This window comes from Aneurinibacillus sp. Ricciae_BoGa-3, from assembly GCF_028421645.1.
In the GTDB taxonomy this organism is placed as follows: domain Bacteria; phylum Bacillota; class Bacilli; order Aneurinibacillales; family Aneurinibacillaceae; genus Aneurinibacillus_B.
This window is the reverse complement of the sequence record NZ_CP116888.1, coordinates 88,802-106,288: the sequence shown is the minus strand read 5'-3', so window position 1 is coordinate 106,288 and position 17,487 is coordinate 88,802. Positions and strand designations below refer to the sequence as shown.

Sequence of the window (17,487 nt, the reverse complement as noted above, 5' to 3'; positions counted from 1 at the left end):
ATATGTAAATTATATTTTACCATATAAATATAAGAGAGGATGGAGACTTCATGTTGTTAGGATACAAACAATGGGATGCCTTTTGCCTGCAGATTATGGAATTTACTTTGTCCATGTCTCAAGTTAAAATGAATGGATAAAAGGCTTGATACGGAAACAGAGGAACGGAGGAACTTATTATGGCAGGATGTATGGCTGATGGCTGTAAATTTGATGATGAATTTGTATTAGCAAGGATTGATAACGGAGAAAAACGAGTGGTTCTTTGTACGAATCACCAGATTGTCTTTGCGGATAATTTGTTTGATAATCCAGAAGCAAAGGCGGAGAAGAGTGAAACCCAACCCATGAATTGTGAGATATGTGGGGATAAAGGAATCTCCTATGAGGATTCAGATACGGAATTCCACTTATGTGAATCTCATTTGTTTAGACTGCTTAGAAGGGATTTAAAACCGTTAGAATTTAAAACCCTCTATAATCGGGTAGGAGACGTATACCTGCTTCATTCGGATTTTTATAATCCTAGAACAGGTTATGCTCGTCAACCCGTAAGAGTAGAGAAAAGCTTTGACAACTAAAGAAAAAGCAAATGAAAAGACCATTGGGGAGTGCTTTACCTCAATGGTCTTTTATTCTGGAAGCTTATAAAAGCAAATGTCGATGTCTCGTATAGAATGTTTGCAAACGGAACAATGTACTTTTTTCGGAAGAGGTGGGTCAATGTAGTCCGTAACCAATGAATGCCCATTCATACATTGCGTACGATATTTCACGATTAATACATCTTGGGCAATTAAATTCCATGCTAAATCATTGATTTCTTCTAGTGTAATGCCTTTTCCAGTCTTTTTCTGGACTTTTTCCTGGATTTCTTCAGGTAAGATGATGTCGCCTTCTTTGTATTTGTAGAACTCTTGGGCTATGAGTTTGCGTAATGCTTGCTGATAATTTTCTTTATCCAGGATGCGGGAGGAAGTCAATTGTTCCGCATTCAGTACAAGAGGTGAATCGTCTTTCTCAACCATTGGTTGCGCTTCTTCATATGAAGGTTCTATGAATTGAGGAACGCTTTCTACAGGCTTATTTTCTTCCTTCTCTTGTACAGGTGATGCGGTGACTTCTGATAACACAAGGGGTGACGTTTGTTGGACAACTTCCTCTTCTTTAGTTTCGAGAATCAAACCATGACTGGAAAACTCAACAGGAAGTGAGACCGATAACGCTTTTTGTTCCGTTTTCTCTGGATAAGAGAAAGAAAGGGGTGGGCGTTGTTCCAAAAAAGACTTGGTTTCTGTTAACTGTCCATTACTCCAGTTTTTTTTTACGTCTTCACAGCCAATCGGTGCTTGAATCTGTTGATAGTTCGTTTCGTTTGAATTTAGATGGGCAATTTGAATGTTGGCTAGTAGGTTTTGTTGGTGCTCTGCATTTCCTTGAATAAGATAATCCACATATTGATTCAACACCATTCTAAAATTAGAAGCAATGGCAGGCGGAACGTTTCTTCCTAGCTCATTTAATGGAATACGCATGTTCCCAACTTTTACTTCACCTTCTACATCGATTGTCGCATTCAGGCTGATTTGTTCTTTAGCCAGTTTAAGGTCTTTATGGCGAACCTCTAACTCCTCGATGCTCTCCAATACGTTTTTGAGATACATCAATTTATCACTCACAGTATCAACTCCTTTCCGTTCGAATTCCTATAAAACATTATACGTTTGATTTAGCATATAGTCAATAAAAATGGTTTTGGTGATTTACTTCTTGTTTGCTTATTCAAATAATAATTGACTAAAGTCAACAAAATAACTATGATTGTGGAGTAATCTTTATCAAAAGTAAGAGAAAATACAGGAGGTGAAAAAATTATGGTTTGGTTGGTTTTATCCGCTATTCTCTCATTGGTACTCATGATGATTACGCTATTCATAACTTCCTTTATATTCGTACGTATGGGATATTCTCTAAAGCACCCTGAAAAGATAGAAGGTGAATCTATCGAAAACATTAAAGTAGTTTACAAGCGAATAAAGGCGAGCTTTGGATTGATGATTCCTACGTCTGTTCTCGTCACACTATACGACATTTTGATTTTTGTGGATGTGTCCATTCGTTCTTATACGCTTTCATTGGTTATTATCGGAATTCAATTGATTATGTGGATATACGGTGGCGTTGCACTGACTATTATGGAAAAAATGAGTATTGCCGAAAAAACGAAATCTACAATACTGAAATCGGCTCTAACTTATCTATACAGCGTTTTAATGTTAATAGCTGTCTATCATGTAGGTACAAACGCTCCTGATGTTTCAAAATATGCGTCAGCGGCAATTTGGGTATGGGTTATTAATTTGATTTTGAGCACCGCATTTAAAAATAAAAAGAAGTTAAGTAATAAGTCCAACGACTTAAGATGACCACCTCTGGTGGTTTTTCTTTTGCCTGATTATAAAGAGGGAGAGAATCTTCTGTCCAAAATAAAAAAGTAGCAAGGGATAGAACCCTGCTACTCAATTTTTGCGTAATTTTTTAAAGGAAAACATGGCTTTTACTTCATTAAACTCTTGGCTTAATGGTTTCGCATACCATTTTGCTTCTGAGGTGAGGCTGTTTACAATCCCTGCCAAACGTGTGAGAAACAACAAGAAACGATAGGACATCATCCCAAAGGAGACATACTGGTTTTTCTTGATATAGGAACGAATCGGAGAGGATTTGTCGATAAATAAGAGGGCCATTCGTTGATACAAAAGGCTGTTTCCAATGTAGATGGCATACAGCATCGCCAATCCTGCTACGAGGTATGGAATCGGATAGTTGATGGTGAGGAAATACACCAGTGTGCTTACCCATATGGCACGAAGGAGGAGTAAGGTGTGGTCGAGGATGAATAGGCGCATTAACGGTTTTTTAAACAGGTCAACGATGCCTCCTGTGTGATACTCTTTAAACATTTGTGCCATTTCAATTACGGAACGTTGCCATCTTTGTCGTTGCATATACAGCTTGTCCAAACTCTCAATCGGGTCTACATAGATAAATGCATTTTCACATAAGGCGATTTTACCTTTTTCCTGATTTCTTACCTGCAACGTCATGTGTGTATCCTCACCAAGTGTATCAAAATTGTACAAACTCGTTTTACCAATCACCTCTCTTCTAAAGCAGGAAAAGGCTCCTGCTAATGTATAGAGGTTGTTGGTTGTGGACTGAAAATTACGCCCGACTAAAAAGGACTCGATGTATTCAAAGAACTCACATTTCTGCAGACGTTTGAGTGATTTGCTCTTCGTTTGTTCAATGAGGTGCGGGTCAGTAAGGACAACCCCTGTCATACAACTGATATCAGGGGAGGTTTCAAAACGAGAAACGACATTAGATAACGCTTCCTTGTCTAACCATCCGTCACTATCGATATTAATGATGTACTTGCCTTTACTTAAAAAGATACCTTTGTTTAAGGCTTTGGATTTTCCAGCTTTGGTGTCAAGCCACCACATGTTTAGTTCAGGGTGCTCGTTATGAAATGACTGGAAGATTTCATGACTTCCATCATCTTGTCCATTATTAAGCAAGAAGATTTCTATTTTATCGGCTGGATATGTCTGATTGGCTACCGAATCTAAACACATTTTTAATGTTTTGGCGGAGTTGTATACGGGGATTAAAAGAGAAATAAGCGGTGTTTCAGTTGATTTAGCTCTTTTTTTAGATTTGATAGCACTATATAAAACGGTAGGAACCATGATACTGTTTTTAATAAATTCAATGGAGATGGGGAAGAGGAAGGCTCCTCCCCAAAGCATGGATTTTGCAAGTAGTTCACTAAGCATGAGATGTTCGTTCCTTTCTTAACTCAACATGAGGTTTTGTAAATACCAGGTAGTATAAGGCGATGATTAAAGCGAAATAGATTAAACGACCGATAACCATATGGCTCAAGAAGAAAGAGCCATTACCAAAAATTTTGTCGGTGTAAATAATGAATAGCAAACGCAAGAGGTTACTACCAAGAATACTGAAAAAGCCAATCAAGAGAAGTTTTGTCTTTTTGATTCGGGAATAGGTGGGGAAAAACAATAGAAGACTAGCAAAAACTAGAAACTCAATGACACCCGAACATTCGTAACTAATGAAAAAGGAGAGGGCATCCGTTTTATGAAAAACGGTAATGGAATTGGCTCCGATATAACTTTCAAATGTATGTGTGAGGTTTCCGATAAGAGAAAGAATCGTCATGAGCACTTTGACAAATACGTTATAAAGCGCATCTCGTAGAAGGGCAACGGTGAAAAGAAAGGTTCCGATACTCCCCATTAAAAAAGTGAAAAAATTCAATCCCCGTTTGTGAAGCGCATAGGTAAAGGCTCCCCACAAAACTAAGGCAAAGAGAGTTACTATCATCATGGATTTAGCAAACGCCTCCTTTTTTACGTCGTTTTGCAAGGATGAATCCAGCACCAATGGTAGCGACCCCTATGCCGTAAACGGTAAAGCTCGGAACGGTGTTTGCTGTGGAGATAACAACAGGAGGGGTTTGTTTATCATTACAATCCTTGATTTTCAACTCAAATCCAGAAGAAGCGGAATGTGTGATGTGGTCAAATGGGATGTCTGCTTGAAAACTTTTGCTATCCGTTACTTTTGTAGGCTCGGTATAGACCACCTTACCGTTGGCATCTTTTAATGTATTAATGACTTCATTTTGATTGCCTTGCCGTTGGGAATCTAACGTCATGCGTCCATATTCGGTATCTATGTTATGAGAAGTTTGATAGTTCGTTGGGATTTTATCTTCCCCTTTAAAGTAAAGGTGCAGATTATTCGAATCCATTCCCCAATTGGAAAGGGAAGGAGTAGGCGTTGGTTTAGCCTGGATGGAAGGGGTATCTTCGTGTGTATCTAAAATCCCGCCCAACAGATGATGGATAAACCCTCCAATTCCCGTTTCTGGCTGATTTACTTGTTGAGTGGCTTGTGTAACATCCGCTTGTACACTCGTAAAGCTTAGACTTGTTAATAAGAAGGCAACACCTGCCATTTTCGTTGTGAATTTTTTCATATCTTCTATTTCCTCCTCAAATATTTGTGATTTTAAGCAAAACAAAAAGGGCTATATCATTTAGGAATGCGAGCAAAACAAATAAGGAAGAAATGATTTTCTATCCTGCTGATTTGTTCTGTTGTGTGCTTTCGCAACCTGTTAAATGATATAGCCCTTATAGATATGTTTTGGATGCCACGACAATACCGATGGTAACGGCGGTAGCAACTCCAATTCCAATTTTAACCTTCTTGTTTCGTTTTCGTCTTATCCTTTCTCGCTTCGTTTGGCGAGAATCTTCATATAAAGAATACTCAAATTCCTTTTTGCTCTCGATGATTGAGGCGGGAGGAACTCCTTTTTTATCTTTGTTTTCGGAAGTTAGTGGGGGAGTCAACTCTTCCTGTTTGTCTTGATTGATTTTATATCGTTCTATATCTGCCTCGACTTGTTTTCGTAAGTCATGAAAATAACTTTCATATTCATTTACGATATAGGTTCGTGTGGGATTTTCGCTAATTTGTAATGTTTCAAGTACCCGTCCATATTCACTAAGAATATTTGACAGTTGCTTGTAGAAGACCTTACCGATGTTTTCGGTTGTGGGATTAAGCAGATTGAAAGGAGGAATGTCGTTAATCAGTTGATTATCAAAGTTGTCAAAGAAGGCTTCTATTTTTTTTTCGACTTCCCTAAACGTTTTCTCTTCATCCTGTTTGAGAATAAACAAGCCAACCTCCCAGGTATGAGGGGAAATCTCCGATGATTTTCCATTTTCATTTAGAAAATGTCGGGCGTTTAGGTAGAACTTGAGTCTGTATCGATTTTCCTTGCTCAATTTTCTCCTCCTTTCCTCTCCGTTTTGTTAATTCTATTTTAAAATGCCTGGGCTTTAGCGTCAATCGAATACACGTTTTACCCTTGTTCAACCTCTTGTATCTCAATTTCTGTATGTCTGAAATGTAAAAAATAAATTACACAATGATATATACAACATATTTTGTATGTGATAAAATTGGAATAACAGACAATACATAGAGAAAAGAGGGACAGACGATGCAATACCTCCATACCATGATTGACCACCAACTTCAAAAACAATACAAATTATATAAAGTGAATGCAAAAGAAATGAGTCAGCGCTTACAGGTAGGATACAATCTTTCACCTATGGTGCTACAACTCTTCAACTCAGATTCCAAACTTGCGGAAACTATTATGAAGATTAAGCAACGGAAGATGAACGGTATCAAAGTTAATTCGGACGATTTGCTTGTGAAAGAAGCCAGAAGCATTGTGAAGGAAATCAAGCAAAATCAGACCGAAATGGACGGGATGACAAAGAAAGGGATTTCCTTTGGCTATGAATTGATGCCTATTGCCGCTTCCTGTGACGGTAAATTTGAAAATCATGATTCGAAATTAGAACTTTTAGATGGGTTTAAGAGGATGTTTTGTAATGATGAAGTCCCTGACATCGATATTCTCGTGAAGGTTTATCCACCACTCAATGATAGAGAATGGATTAACGCCATGATGATTTATAATTCATGGAAGTTTGTCGATAACGAAGGAACTCGCAAATATATGGACAGAGGTTTTCAACTTGGTTTGTATCATCGGTATCGGCTGTTGTTTGCGACAAAGATGGCTCTTCCAGAGTACAGCATGTTTCATGCGTTAAATATTTATACAAAAGGCAATGATTTAGAATCCTATCGGATAGTAGCGGGGAGTGCTAAAGGAACGTATAAAACCTTATGGAATAACGAGTGGTTCCATGATGATGTAAAAGCCATTTACGAAATATTGACGAGTCAACCAACTTTCCAAGTGAAGAAAAAGGGGCAAGTTGAGCAGTACGAGACAACGGATAGAAAATATGGGGCAAATCTTTATCGTATCTTGGAAGTCTTTGTGTCCTTGCTTGGTCAAATACGAAGGTTAGAGCTTAGTAAGGGAATTGAAAAACGTAAACGGTTTGACCGAAGCATCTTAACGAATTATTTTGCTGACCCGAATTTGCAAAAGGATTTTGTGAAAATCATTAACATGAAGGTAGATGGATTTATCGTTAATTATGTGCGAGACCATCTTCGTGAGGATATCAAAAAGAGAACGTACGAAGGCATGGGGTACAAATATGTACCAAAAGAAAAGAAGGTTATGCAAAAAGTTGATTGGAAAGACATCAAGTTATAATTAGCCTTCTTCTTGTTCAATTTAAACAATCTCTAAGAGGTGCTAAACGAAAGAGAAATGTGTGAGGTAGGGTGGAATAAATACAGAATATCGTGGCAATGAAGGTAAATTTGGATGCAAAAGAGGTGAAAGTATGAAAGCAAGGGGTAACACAAAAATCATCCTGGAAAAAGTGAATGAAATACAGAAACTTGTCGGTCATGCAAAAAGTTTGCATGAGAATGATAGGGATACGGACGCACATTCATTAGCCCAAGAAAAATTACAGAAAGCCTTTCAATTATGCGTAGAAATAAGAAATATCTACGATGCCATATAAGTCAAATAATCATAGAAAATTGAGTTAAGGTTTATTACTTACAGCAGGAGGTTAGCTAAGATATGAACATAAAAACGATTATCGAAAGGCTCAAACAAGCGGGCTATACCATCGAACTGGAAATTGGTGACTTGTACGATTTTGTAACGGTAACAGGGCAGAACGTAATCGGTGGATTTTGTTCTCCGCATGACCCAAATAGTGTAGGAGCTTCTTACTCGTACCTTAATGGGAAGATTGCGATTGACCATGTCGATTGTTTTGATAAATGGAGCAAATGCCCGTTAATTTTACCGCTTCCAACGAATGATGGGCAAATGGATTACCTATTAAGCCAATTAAAGTTTTGGGATTCTAATGATGGATTAGAGGCTTCAAGAAACTATGAATATGAAAAATGGGTTGATGACTACCCCAAAACGTTACAGGTTTGATTTTGACTGTTAGCGGATAATCGCAAATGAACAAACCATTTGATATCTAACAGGAACTACTATGTAAAAAGCGAGACCTAACCCAAGAGGTGGGAAATCTCGCTTTTGTTTTAATTAGAACGTTACATGTTAATTAAAAGGGATTCCAAAGTATCTACGACCCGCATAGTCGGGGAGTAGTAGAAGGTGCGAATCCACCCATCGAGAGATGTTGCTTCTTATAGAGACGAGAAGATTCTCTTTCTTCGTGAAAGCAAAAGACCGAATGGTCTTTCAGGAACTTCTTGACTTGAAAGAGAAGAAACCCACACTTCAAGCTTTGCTAAGTGGTGGGAGATTCATTAATGATTCTGCCTGATGAACGTTTTATATAAAACCTGACTTATGAAACTTCTTATATTCTACTTACGGAAGTGCTAAATATTCGATAACGAAGGATGCACATTATCCGTTCTTTCTCACTCATTATACGGTAAATTAACCGCTTATCATTCTTCGATTCATTTATTTTTTTTCGGATTTCTATAATATAGGAGAACCAAAGAACAAGGTGGCAGAGCTAGATATAACAGGGCTTATCCTAAGAAAGGTGGACGAACATGAGTACCGTCATAACAGATGGCTATATTTTCAAAAGAAAACTTTCGTTAGATGAACTACAGGCATTTTCGATGGAGTTACGAACCAAAATGCAAGAAGTGGCTGTTGAAATATGTGAACGTCTCGTAGCAGAGCGAATCACCGACATGATAGATACGGTTACACTACAGGGAGAACAGGCAGTAAAAGATAAGTATGGGGAAAAACAAGTTGATATGGACTGTGCGGTGGTTTCAGAAGCCTATTGTGATTTACATCGAGAACACAGAAAGTTTAAAGCAGGCGAAACCTTTGATTTGGATGCCAATTTTGATTGTCGTATGGTTGTATACCCTATGAAGAGAAAACTTTTGGCGGTGTTTCTATGCCAGCATCAGGAGTACCGCAAAGCGTGGGAAGCTCTTGAGCTGATTAGCGACTATCATTATCAAAACCAGACAAACAGACCTGAAACGATTACGAAAAGACAATGGGAGAAGCGAAAACAAGATTGGGATGTCGCCCTACCTGGATTGGGTCACCTTTCATTAAACGGTATGGTAATCGACATTGTGAATCATATCCCTGTTATTCAACAACTTCACAAGGAAAAAATTGTGGAGCATATCCCCCCTTTGAAAAAACGGGTAATTGAACAGGCAAATCAAATTTTGATGGAGAAAAAATGGAAGGAGTTAAAAATTGAAAAGAACGAAGAGGGTTTTGAAAAATTTATGGCGGTACAAAGTTGGTTGCGTTCACCAGAAGGCAAGGAAAAATTACTCGGTGAACAAAAGAGACTACTAAGCCTTATCAATCCATTGATTAGTACGGAAGATGTCATGAAACCACTCAAACAACACGTTGCGAGTGATACAAATGATAATAGTCAAAAAACAAAAACAACCGTATAGTAAAGGACAAACAATAACACCTCATACAACGGGGTGTTATTGTTGACTATAAACGATACGAGAAGGTAATATAGATACATATCAACTACGGATTAGATTTTTTTAAAGGAGGCGTGTAAGCATGTGTAAATACTGTGATTTAAGCGAAGCTACAGGTGAAAATCTACCGTTGGAAGTAAAAACAGATGGAACCAAACAACATTATGAGGCTTTTATTCTTGATGATGTTGAATATGAACAATTTAGTTTGAATATTTGTGGGACTTTTAGTGATTTGAGGATAAAAGTTCATTACTGTCCAATGTGTGGGAAAAAGTTATAAGATTGGATGACTATCTGTGTAAATATTAGCAATATGCCTGGGTGTTTTTGTTCGAAGCGGTAAGGAGGAAAGAGGATGAAACTCATTGTATTGGTTCTGGTTATCTGGTTTGTTTGGAGAGCCTACAAAAAATACAAACAAAGAAATGAAGAAATCGAAAAACAACGTAAATCTGTATTAAAGGATGAAAAACCGCAAGTGGTTTCTAAAGTTGAAAGGGTGGAAGAAGATACGGATTCACGCATCATTCCGTTTCACTTGGTAGGCGGGATACAGTTTCATTTGCAAGAAAACGGAGATGTCCGAATCGTAAGTGAAGGGCAGTGGGTAAAAAATTTATCCTTTAAATCGAAGGCGAGAAACCAGCGTACCTTCGAAAAGGAGTGTTTAGATTTCATGAAAGGTCCCACGTATTTTGAGGGTATGAGAAAACACCATGATTGGTTAGAAAAATTACGTAGACAAGGATGGAACGGCTAGTTCTATGTCAATACCGTATAGCGTTTGATTCAGACTTAGGACTTATGAAATACGTTTTTAATATTAAGGAGTACAAAGAGACCCTGATTTTTCGAGGGTCTTTTCTTGTGCCACGGATTGCCCGAATAAGAAAGTAGAAATAATGCACATATAATAGTGAATATCATGTCGATGCATATAGCGTGTAGGTTTTCGATGGGTAATGACATAATTATGAATGTTCATAGGTGTAAGAAACTCAGGGAATACAATCTCAAAACTGTGGACAAATCCTTTGTTTTTATCCCGCACTTCTACATACAACTTTATTTTCCCGATTTTTTGTATAAAGATATATTCTTCGGAGTGGGTAGCGGTTACATGAAGGACAACATCCTGTTGAAGAATATCTTTATTGGTAAAAAGATACTCCTGAATCGGTGTTTCCCTTAAGTCTAAGTCTATGATTTGATTTTCAACATAAATACGATAATTCTTTTTCGGGTCTTCTCCAATTTCAGCCCAAGTTCTGTAGTTGACTATATCCCCGATTGTTGTACGCCCTACCTTATAGTATTCTGCCAACGTTTGTTGTGTAACCTGGTGCAACGAATATTCTTCACGGATTCTCCGTACGATTTTTTCGTTAAGCTTTGATGAAGCATTTTGTTTCCCCTTCTTTTTATCCGAGAGCTTGGTTGACCATTCTTTTGAATAGCGATTATCCCGTATGCCTCGAAGGAGATTCACTTTTCCTTGCGCGGACATGTTCTGGTACGCTTCTTTTCGTTTTTGTCGAAAGGCTTCATCCGTCTCATAGGTGTTTATCATTAGATTTGATTTTGATAGATTGGTATACGTCTTTTCCTTGAAGTAGACGCTATCCTCTTTGGTAGCTCCAACCAATAATTTGTGTAAAGAAATAGTCTTGTCTTGATTGCACACAATATAAAAGATAGCAGGCGTTTTTTTTAGCAAAATCCACCGTCCTGAAATCGAAGAAACTTTCCCGATGTCTTCTTTGTCAATTTGAATCTCTACCATGTTCCCTTTGTACGGCACTTCAAGAATGGCAAACTCGTCTTCAATTCGATAACGATTTTCCACTATCTCCATCCTCCTATGTTGTCCGTCATACTGTTAGTATTATAACACGATTATATGGGTAAAAAATACAATAAATCTTATGTAAAAAATAATTTACAATATTAATGTAAAAGAATATAATGGTAATGCGAATAAGAAATACACCTAAACACGAATGGGAGGGCTAGTTGATGTACACCAATATGAACGGAGCAAAGTTATTCTTTATCAAAAATCGATGTGATGAATATTTCGACCATGTTAAAACACCACCAGAGGGTATGCAAGAGGCAGAAGAATGGATAAACCGAGAGGGATTCGGTAAAGAGGAAGAGGGGTATCTGGTGACACTCGATGACCAGTTTGGTTATCTCTATGACGAAGAATATTCTCATGACAAACAGAAATTTGAGATTGACAGAGATTTTGCTATTGAACGAAACTTGAAAAGCGACGAAGTGTTAGCCAAACTAAAGCGTAAGGCAGAAATCCTTTCGAAAGAAGTAGAACAAGGCATTGTGGTGATGGTAGGGGATGAAACAGGTTTTGCCGAACGACATGAACTTTGTATTTTCTTTCCGCTTGGAACCACAAAAGAAACGTATAGGCACACCTTAGAACAGTTAAAACAAGTTGCTGAAGATTCATTGGCGTAATCAAGCAATTCTTTAAGAGAAGGAAAATTAATCATCCAAAAATAAGTGGACAAGGAACTGCAAAACAATAACATTCCAGACACGTTCACAGCAAACGGAAGAACAGTGAAGGCGTCTTATAATGATTACGACCATGCGTTGTATCTACAAGTATGGTATCCTAACAAACCTTTCTAATAAATGAATTGACGTTTTGATAAACCACACAGCCAATTGGATTTTCGCTGTGTGGTTTTTTTTTAGCAAAATGTATATATTGTCTCGATATCTAAAGAAGTAATTGGTAAAAAATAATTGACATAAAAATTAATTACAGATAAAATGAAATTATGCAATCAGCCTAAATCACACATTGAATATGGAAGAAACACCTTGTAGATATCGAACTTAATTGGCTTGAAAACAAGTATTCCGAACCAATGAAACAATAACGATTGTGAAGACTAATACATCCTTATCTTAAAGGAGTTTTTTGATATGTATAAACCGCATACGACAAATAAGTCTGAACCGTTTACGATAAACATACGACTCTATTTAATTGTTGCATTAGGGGCAAGAACGTTCCTCCATGAAGAAATTGATACCATCTATGAAGCAAACAAACTGGATTATTATGAAACCTATAAAAATAGTGGCTTCTATGATGATGTCACCTTTACACGTTATACCATAGATAAAGAAGTGCGGATGAAGAAAGTGGCTGGCATTGTCGAATGGTGCTACAACCATAATGATTTTGACCTGATATATAAGTTGATTAAAAAGGGATACAAATTCTGTTGGAATTTTATTAAGAATAGACAGCGTGTTCGAATCGACGATTTTTCAATGGCGTTCCAACGAAAAATGGGCGGGGAAGATAAAACAAGCGAAAGCGATTTGTTCTTCCACAATGTTGTTTTGTTGTATCTTTGTCAAAGAGAAGGCGTACATATCGATATGCAAACCGAATACGGTCAGTACTTTCAAAGCCTCTTTATTCGGTACACAGAGGATTTGCTTGTAAAACAGATGTATTTTACCGAAGAGAACTTCAATAAGAACCGAGAACGTATGGATAATTTGTATGAACGTTATTTTATTGCGAAGAAAAACCGAACCATTCCACTTGATATTCTATTTGACGGGATAATTAATGAGGAAACCAAAAAAATCAATTCTCTTAAAGGATTAACTAAAGAAGAATACGAAGAGGTACGAACAAAAGTCTTTAATCAAGGGATATCGAAGTACATTGGAGCTTATTCTGGATGGTTAAAGGTGTTGGGGATTAACGAAATGGATTTAACCTCTTCGAATGTTCTTACACCAGAAGACCTTGAACAAATTATGTTTGAGGCGATTAACGGACAAGAAGGCAACCAAATGGGAGAAGAAGACCTTGATAACTTCGTCATCGCTTGTTTCTTTATGAAAGCTCTAGCGGGTGAATACAACCGAGCGAAAGGCATTTACTTTAATCAATTACAGGATGACTTTTATTATGAACTGCGTGAATATGAAAAAGAATTGGCTGTGAAAGAAGAGAGAATAAAAAGCCAGCAAGAAGAAATGAAGGCAAACGAAGCGAAATTGAAGGATGAAAACAACAAGCTATGGGAAGAGTTAAAGCGTCTGCAGAAAGAAAATGCGTCGCTAAAAGCTGAAAAAGAGCAGATGGAGGACAAAAGCAAGGAGGTACATGCGCTTTGTGATTATATTTATTCCTTGGAACAGGAGAATCAAGAAGAGGAGAGTCAGGCTATCGATTTAGAGGGTATGGTGGATAAGCTACAACAGCACAAAGTCGTCATTATCGGAGGACATCCGAATTGGCAGAACAAAATCAAAGAAACCTTACCATCCTTTATCGTTATCCATCCCGATGCTATTCGTACAGATTTGAAAACGCTTGATAGTGTGGATGCTGTATTTATTAACACAGCAATATTTTCTCATAAGTTTTACGAAAAAGTTATGAACCAAATGAGTAAGAATGACACCAATCTGTTTTACCTTAATGCCAATAATAATATTCGGGTAAGCGTGAAAAACATGTATGAAAAGATTTCACCAAGTAGCAAATGCGGTTTATCATTATAAATTCAAAAAGGAGGGAAATAACATGAATATATCAAGTTTGGAACAAAACTTACAAACCTACCTTCAAGATAGTTTTCCTTCTATGTTGGTTTCAGAACAACAAGCTCAGGATGAAAGAGATTATGTAACGATACAACGACACTTTACACTGGATAACCACACTATCAACATGGCTCATGACGAGTTCGAAATTCTTGCGGGTTTATCCTTAGAAATTTGCGATGTGTTTGCTACCATCTTTGCGGATAACGACATCTGTTCCTTTACAGGATTCAAAGTCATACAAAAGTCACCAAGTCCGTCTCAACAGACGTTCGGCATCGAGTTTGAGATTCAAACTCAAGTAAAGCAATAGCGGTGTGAATAGAGAGGGTGTATAAGCATGGATAGTGTCTTACATGAGATGGTGAAACAATTTATTGAGCAGAATATGGTTCTACCTTTTAGATTCTTAGAAGATAAGAAAATCAGGGCAATGATTGAGGAAAGTGGCAAATATGCGGTTCCTTCTAACGGTCAAATGGTGAGGACAATGGAATACCTGCAGGTTTCTCCCGACAACCTTCTTCTTTCAACGAATCTGCTGTTCCCGTATGTCTATCATGAAGACTTGATATATGTAGAAATGATGAATCTCGACCAACATACACTTGAATTTTATCGGATTAAAGAGACAATAGCCGAACGCAGACAACAGATACCCCAATTATTAGCAGAAGGGGATTATGATAAAATTTTGGTTTTAGCAGAAAAGCGTTTTGCCTTGTCTGTCTTTCATGATTTGTATGAAGAAATTCCACTCGACAAAAAATATGAGGTATTTAAAGAACTGTATGTAAGGATGGAGTATGGTTTTGATTTGATAGACCGAAACATTTTAGAAGACGTTTTAGAGTTAAATCCAGATAAGAGTTTTAAACGGAAGTTAAAATCAGACAGCGATGGGTTTATCACAGTATTTCGTGGAGAAGGAAGCCGTTCAACTCCCTATAGAGATGCCTACAGTTGGACAACCAATCAAAAAGTAGCGAATTTCTTTGCCAATCGTTTTGATACAAACGGCATGGTATACCAGGGAAAGGTACATATTGATGATGTCATTGATTACATTGACGACCGCAATGAGCAGGAAATACTTATTCATCCTGAAGCGGTATTGGATGTAACAAAGATAGACAGCTAACAAGTATTAAACTTATGAAATAGAAGGAGCTTTGCTATGAGCGAAACAGGATTCAAGCATATTTTAACCAATCTACCCGTACATCAATTTAGTGGAACCGATAAACAAGAGAGAAGCAAAGTATTGGGTAGAATCGCTGAACGGTATCAAAACCAGACAGGAATACAGGTTACCACAGATTATCAGTTTCAACTTCTGCATATTGAACAAATCTTAGCTTGGGAAGAAGAAAATGAGGAACAAGGCGAAAATCCCATTGACCATCTTTTTTCTTTACTTTCTACAGGGAAAATAAAAAAGAACATCATCGTGTTACAAGTGAAAACACAAGATGATATACAACAAATAAAAGATAATTCACTACGATTATTGATTCAGGAATCGTGTATTTTTATTAGGGAATAAGCCGTGTCCACTTAATTAATGAAATGGGAGTTCTCTAGTAGTGCTCATAGAAAAGAGGTGGTACTATCGTACCAACCTCTTTTTTAAATTTATTCAATGACTTGATAAACCAAAACTTCACGCCAACTACCGCCAATTGCATCAGTTACAATTCTTCGCTCATTGTATCCTTCATCAATTATCTTTGTTACGGTAGAAACCACATATTTTTGGGTTGGTATATGGTATAAGAGTGTCCTATTTTTTTCATCATCCATAATTACCACTCTATCCCCCACTTCTAAAGGTCTTTTAAAAACCTCAACACTATTTCCAAACTTGTCTTGTAACGTGATAATCTCTGCGTTTTGTTGCATGGCAACCGCCTCCAATATGAGGTTTTTACGGTTGTTAAAAGTAGGGGGAAGCTCCGAAATCCTGACCGTGTTGGGAAACGAAGCTATTGGACGTATAAAGCCATTGCGGAAACGATTCAATGGTATAAAGGTAGCGGATACTTTCATAGTGTTGTGATTAGCGGAGAGTGTCAGGGTGAATATTTCGACATGGTGCTAACCGAATAATAGAAAGGTAGATAGGGAGGATATTGTACCTCTCTATTTTTATATTAGCAATCTAATAGACGATGGAAACAACGCATATAATACATCAATATTTGATAATAAAGGTGTTTATGATTTGAACACGATTAACCAGGAGGTATTCAGATGAAATACAGAGATATCCCTCAATTTACCCGTGTCGGCAGTTGGGAAGTGGATTACGATTTAGAACAATTCGTAATACAGATTGAAAAGTGGCAAAAAGAGTATGGTCTTGAAATGAATCCTGATTTCCAAAGAGGTCCAGTCTGGACGGAAGAACAACAGATACGTTACCTTGAGTTTTTGCTTCGAGGAGGAAAAACGGCACGGGTCATTTATTTAAATTGTCCGTGGTGGCAAAGCGAAGCAAAAACCGCCTACAAAGCGTTCGTTTGTGTAGATGGGTTACAAAGAAGTATTGCCATCACACGCTTTGTAAACAACGAAATCAAGGTGTTTGGAGCTTACTCTAGGGATTATGAAGATAGACCAAGAATGAATCAAGGGATAAAAATCAATATCAATCAATTGCAGACACGTAAGGAAGTTTTGCAGTATTATATTGATTTTAACACAGGGGGTGTAGTCCACACAGATGAAGAAATCAATCGTGTAAAAGCATTATTGGCTTTAGAAGAATAGTTCCATTAGGGGGCTTTTCGTTTTCTAACAGAAGGAATGCAATGTCATTGTCTATAATAATAAAACAAAGAGAAAACAAGATAATAAAATGAAAGGAGAATGCTTTTATATCAGCACTCTCCTTTTTCTGTTATTGCGCTATTGTCCATCATAAACATTTCAACAGATTACTTACATTTGAAGTTGGAACATATATTATCGACTAAAAAAACCATTCATATTGTTCTATTTCTTTAAAGCGAATCACCAAGCAATCCATAGAAGCAGTTGCGTTGTTTTTCTGATAGGGCAGGGGGATTCTGCTTAAGAATCTTTTCACAGATAGCGATGAAACGTTCATTGTATCGTTTTGCTTTTATGGCTTGTTCAGCTTTTTGCATCAGTCCGTTATCATCCAGTGATTCCATCTGATACTGTCTTTCCTTTTTCTCCCGCACGATTTCCCGTTCAGGGTGCATATGCCGTTGAAATTGACGCTCGATGTAATAATCAGCGATTTCGCCCATTGTTTACGCTCCTATTGTTAGATTCAAAAAACCAAAGATAAGAAATGACTTATCCTTG

The 17,487-nt window shown here is 37.4% G+C and carries 22 protein-coding genes; 14 read left to right on the top strand and 8 right to left on the bottom strand.

The genetic code is table 11. From position 1 onward, the window contains the following. Positions 1–179 precede the first annotated feature (179 nt). Positions 180–581, top strand: coding sequence for a hypothetical protein (locus PP175_RS25960; RefSeq protein ID WP_272444010.1), 402 nt, complete (start codon positions 180–182; stop codon positions 579–581). Positions 582–632: 51 nt separating this feature from the next. On the opposite strand, the gene PP175_RS25955 is transcribed toward PP175_RS25960, so the two are convergent. After that, positions 633–1,679, bottom strand: a complete 1,047-nt coding sequence (locus PP175_RS25955) for a hypothetical protein (RefSeq protein WP_272444009.1) — start codon at positions 1,677–1,679, stop codon at positions 633–635. A 195-nt stretch (positions 1,680–1,874) separates the two neighbouring features. Here PP175_RS25955 and PP175_RS25950 point away from each other — a divergent pair, with 195 nt between their 5' ends. After that, the gene (locus PP175_RS25950; protein WP_272444008.1) at positions 1,875–2,426 is read left to right on the top strand and encodes a hypothetical protein; all 552 of its coding nucleotides are present in this window, start codon (positions 1,875–1,877) and stop codon (positions 2,424–2,426) included. Between the two features lie 93 nt (positions 2,427–2,519). Here the strand turns inward: PP175_RS25950 and PP175_RS25945 are convergent, their stop codons facing one another. The 4 genes from PP175_RS25945 to PP175_RS25930 all read right to left on the bottom strand — a co-directional run bounded on the left by PP175_RS25945 (position 2,520) and on the right by PP175_RS25930 (position 5,891). Beyond that, positions 2,520–3,842 carry a TIGR03111 family XrtG-associated glycosyltransferase gene (locus PP175_RS25945; protein WP_272444007.1) on the bottom strand — a complete coding sequence of 441 codons (1,323 nt, stop codon included), beginning with the start codon at positions 3,840–3,842 and terminating at the stop codon, positions 2,520–2,522. Next, complete coding sequence (gene xrtG / locus PP175_RS25940; RefSeq protein ID WP_272444006.1) at positions 3,835–4,416, bottom strand: exosortase family protein XrtG; 582 nt, start codon at positions 4,414–4,416, stop codon at positions 3,835–3,837. Before xrtG ends, PP175_RS25945 begins: the two co-directional genes overlap by 8 nt. Positions 4,417–4,420: 4 nt before the next feature. After that, a complete protein-coding gene (locus PP175_RS25935; protein WP_272444005.1) occupies positions 4,421–5,071 on the bottom strand; it encodes a hypothetical protein in 651 nt (216 codons plus the stop codon). Between the two features lie 157 nt (positions 5,072–5,228). After that, the gene (locus PP175_RS25930; RefSeq protein WP_272444004.1) at positions 5,229–5,891 is read right to left on the bottom strand and encodes a 6-carboxytetrahydropterin synthase; all 663 of its coding nucleotides are present in this window, start codon (positions 5,889–5,891) and stop codon (positions 5,229–5,231) included. 218 nt (positions 5,892–6,109) lie between these two features. Here PP175_RS25930 and PP175_RS25925 point away from each other — a divergent pair, with 218 nt between their 5' ends. From PP175_RS25925 to PP175_RS25900, 6 genes are all read left to right on the top strand, one after another. Further along, the gene (locus PP175_RS25925) at positions 6,110–7,255 is read left to right on the top strand and encodes a hypothetical protein (protein ID WP_272444003.1); all 1,146 of its coding nucleotides are present in this window, start codon (positions 6,110–6,112) and stop codon (positions 7,253–7,255) included. A gap of 133 nt (positions 7,256–7,388) precedes the next feature. Beyond that, complete coding sequence (locus tag PP175_RS25920) at positions 7,389–7,574, top strand: hypothetical protein (protein ID WP_272444002.1); 186 nt, start codon at positions 7,389–7,391, stop codon at positions 7,572–7,574. A 62-nt stretch (positions 7,575–7,636) separates the two neighbouring features. After that, a complete protein-coding gene (locus PP175_RS25915) occupies positions 7,637–8,008 on the top strand; it encodes a hypothetical protein (protein WP_272444001.1) in 372 nt (123 codons plus the stop codon). Between the two features lie 599 nt (positions 8,009–8,607). Beyond that, positions 8,608–9,501 (top strand): hypothetical protein, encoded by an 894-nt coding sequence (locus PP175_RS25910; RefSeq protein ID WP_272444000.1) that lies wholly within the window; start codon positions 8,608–8,610, stop codon positions 9,499–9,501. 121 nt (positions 9,502–9,622) lie between these two features. Next, positions 9,623–9,823 carry a hypothetical protein gene (locus PP175_RS25905; RefSeq protein WP_272443999.1) on the top strand — a complete coding sequence of 67 codons (201 nt, stop codon included), beginning with the start codon at positions 9,623–9,625 and terminating at the stop codon, positions 9,821–9,823. A 75-nt stretch (positions 9,824–9,898) separates the two neighbouring features. After that, positions 9,899–10,303, top strand: coding sequence for a hypothetical protein (locus tag PP175_RS25900; RefSeq protein ID WP_272443998.1), 405 nt, complete (start codon positions 9,899–9,901; stop codon positions 10,301–10,303). Between the two features lie 63 nt (positions 10,304–10,366). Here the strand turns inward: PP175_RS25900 and PP175_RS25895 are convergent, their stop codons facing one another. After that, the gene (locus PP175_RS25895) at positions 10,367–11,389 is read right to left on the bottom strand and encodes a hypothetical protein (RefSeq protein WP_272443997.1); all 1,023 of its coding nucleotides are present in this window, start codon (positions 11,387–11,389) and stop codon (positions 10,367–10,369) included. Between the two features lie 170 nt (positions 11,390–11,559). Between PP175_RS25895 and PP175_RS25890 the strand changes: the two genes are divergently transcribed. The 5 genes from PP175_RS25890 (at position 11,560) to PP175_RS25870 (ending at position 15,697) form a co-directional block, all read left to right on the top strand. After that, entirely contained in the window at positions 11,560–12,024 is a 465-nt protein-coding gene (locus PP175_RS25890) for a hypothetical protein (RefSeq protein WP_272443996.1), read from the top strand. Between the two features lie 477 nt (positions 12,025–12,501). Then, positions 12,502–14,109 (top strand): hypothetical protein, encoded by a 1,608-nt coding sequence (locus PP175_RS25885; RefSeq protein WP_272443995.1) that lies wholly within the window; start codon positions 12,502–12,504, stop codon positions 14,107–14,109. A 22-nt stretch (positions 14,110–14,131) separates the two neighbouring features. After that, positions 14,132–14,464 carry a hypothetical protein gene (locus PP175_RS25880; RefSeq protein WP_272443994.1) on the top strand — a complete coding sequence of 111 codons (333 nt, stop codon included), beginning with the start codon at positions 14,132–14,134 and terminating at the stop codon, positions 14,462–14,464. Positions 14,465–14,491: 27 nt separating this feature from the next. Beyond that, a complete protein-coding gene (locus tag PP175_RS25875; protein ID WP_272443993.1) occupies positions 14,492–15,292 on the top strand; it encodes a hypothetical protein in 801 nt (266 codons plus the stop codon). Between the two features lie 36 nt (positions 15,293–15,328). Continuing rightward, a complete protein-coding gene (locus tag PP175_RS25870) occupies positions 15,329–15,697 on the top strand; it encodes a hypothetical protein (RefSeq protein ID WP_272443992.1) in 369 nt (122 codons plus the stop codon). A gap of 89 nt (positions 15,698–15,786) precedes the next feature. Here PP175_RS25870 and PP175_RS25865 read toward each other — a convergent pair whose 3' ends face one another. After that, a complete protein-coding gene (locus tag PP175_RS25865; RefSeq protein ID WP_272443991.1) occupies positions 15,787–16,053 on the bottom strand; it encodes a hypothetical protein in 267 nt (88 codons plus the stop codon). 351 nt (positions 16,054–16,404) lie between these two features. Between PP175_RS25865 and PP175_RS25860 the strand changes: the two genes are divergently transcribed. Beyond that, complete coding sequence (locus PP175_RS25860; protein WP_272443990.1) at positions 16,405–16,923, top strand: DUF262 domain-containing protein; 519 nt, start codon at positions 16,405–16,407, stop codon at positions 16,921–16,923. Positions 16,924–17,156: 233 nt separating this feature from the next. Here PP175_RS25860 and PP175_RS25855 read toward each other — a convergent pair whose 3' ends face one another. After that, positions 17,157–17,429, bottom strand: a complete 273-nt coding sequence (locus tag PP175_RS25855) for a hypothetical protein (protein ID WP_272443989.1) — start codon at positions 17,427–17,429, stop codon at positions 17,157–17,159. Between the last annotated feature and the right edge of the window lie 58 nt (positions 17,430–17,487).

What these genes read in the sequence shown, in the direction of transcription:
- PP175_RS25945 (WP_272444007.1), bottom strand. Translation starts at nt 3,842, where the DNA reads ATGCTTAGTGAACTACTTGCAAAATCCATGCTTTGGGGAGGAGCCTTC.
- PP175_RS25885 (WP_272443995.1), top strand. Translation starts at nt 12,502, where the DNA reads ATGTATAAACCGCATACGACAAATAAGTCTGAACCGTTTACGATAAAC.
- PP175_RS25870 (WP_272443992.1), top strand. Translation starts at nt 15,329, where the DNA reads ATGAGCGAAACAGGATTCAAGCATATTTTAACCAATCTACCCGTACAT.
- PP175_RS25960 (WP_272444010.1), top strand. Translation starts at nt 180, where the DNA reads ATGGCAGGATGTATGGCTGATGGCTGTAAATTTGATGATGAATTTGTA.
- PP175_RS25865 (WP_272443991.1), bottom strand. Translation starts at nt 16,053, where the DNA reads ATGCAACAAAACGCAGAGATTATCACGTTACAAGACAAGTTTGGAAAT.
- PP175_RS25925 (WP_272444003.1), top strand. Translation starts at nt 6,110, where the DNA reads ATGCAATACCTCCATACCATGATTGACCACCAACTTCAAAAACAATAC.
- PP175_RS25910 (WP_272444000.1), top strand. Translation starts at nt 8,608, where the DNA reads ATGAGTACCGTCATAACAGATGGCTATATTTTCAAAAGAAAACTTTCG.
- PP175_RS25875 (WP_272443993.1), top strand. Translation starts at nt 14,492, where the DNA reads ATGGATAGTGTCTTACATGAGATGGTGAAACAATTTATTGAGCAGAAT.
- PP175_RS25860 (WP_272443990.1), top strand. Translation starts at nt 16,405, where the DNA reads ATGAAATACAGAGATATCCCTCAATTTACCCGTGTCGGCAGTTGGGAA.
- PP175_RS25920 (WP_272444002.1), top strand. Translation starts at nt 7,389, where the DNA reads ATGAAAGCAAGGGGTAACACAAAAATCATCCTGGAAAAAGTGAATGAA.
- PP175_RS25905 (WP_272443999.1), top strand. Translation starts at nt 9,623, where the DNA reads ATGTGTAAATACTGTGATTTAAGCGAAGCTACAGGTGAAAATCTACCG.
- PP175_RS25890 (WP_272443996.1), top strand. Translation starts at nt 11,560, where the DNA reads ATGTACACCAATATGAACGGAGCAAAGTTATTCTTTATCAAAAATCGA.
- PP175_RS25915 (WP_272444001.1), top strand. Translation starts at nt 7,637, where the DNA reads ATGAACATAAAAACGATTATCGAAAGGCTCAAACAAGCGGGCTATACC.
- PP175_RS25880 (WP_272443994.1), top strand. Translation starts at nt 14,132, where the DNA reads ATGAATATATCAAGTTTGGAACAAAACTTACAAACCTACCTTCAAGAT.
- PP175_RS25900 (WP_272443998.1), top strand. Translation starts at nt 9,899, where the DNA reads ATGAAACTCATTGTATTGGTTCTGGTTATCTGGTTTGTTTGGAGAGCC.
- PP175_RS25855 (WP_272443989.1), bottom strand. Translation starts at nt 17,429, where the DNA reads ATGGGCGAAATCGCTGATTATTACATCGAGCGTCAATTTCAACGGCAT.
- PP175_RS25950 (WP_272444008.1), top strand. Translation starts at nt 1,875, where the DNA reads ATGGTTTGGTTGGTTTTATCCGCTATTCTCTCATTGGTACTCATGATG.
- xrtG (WP_272444006.1), bottom strand. Translation starts at nt 4,416, where the DNA reads ATGATGATAGTAACTCTCTTTGCCTTAGTTTTGTGGGGAGCCTTTACC.
- PP175_RS25935 (WP_272444005.1), bottom strand. Translation starts at nt 5,071, where the DNA reads ATGAAAAAATTCACAACGAAAATGGCAGGTGTTGCCTTCTTATTAACA.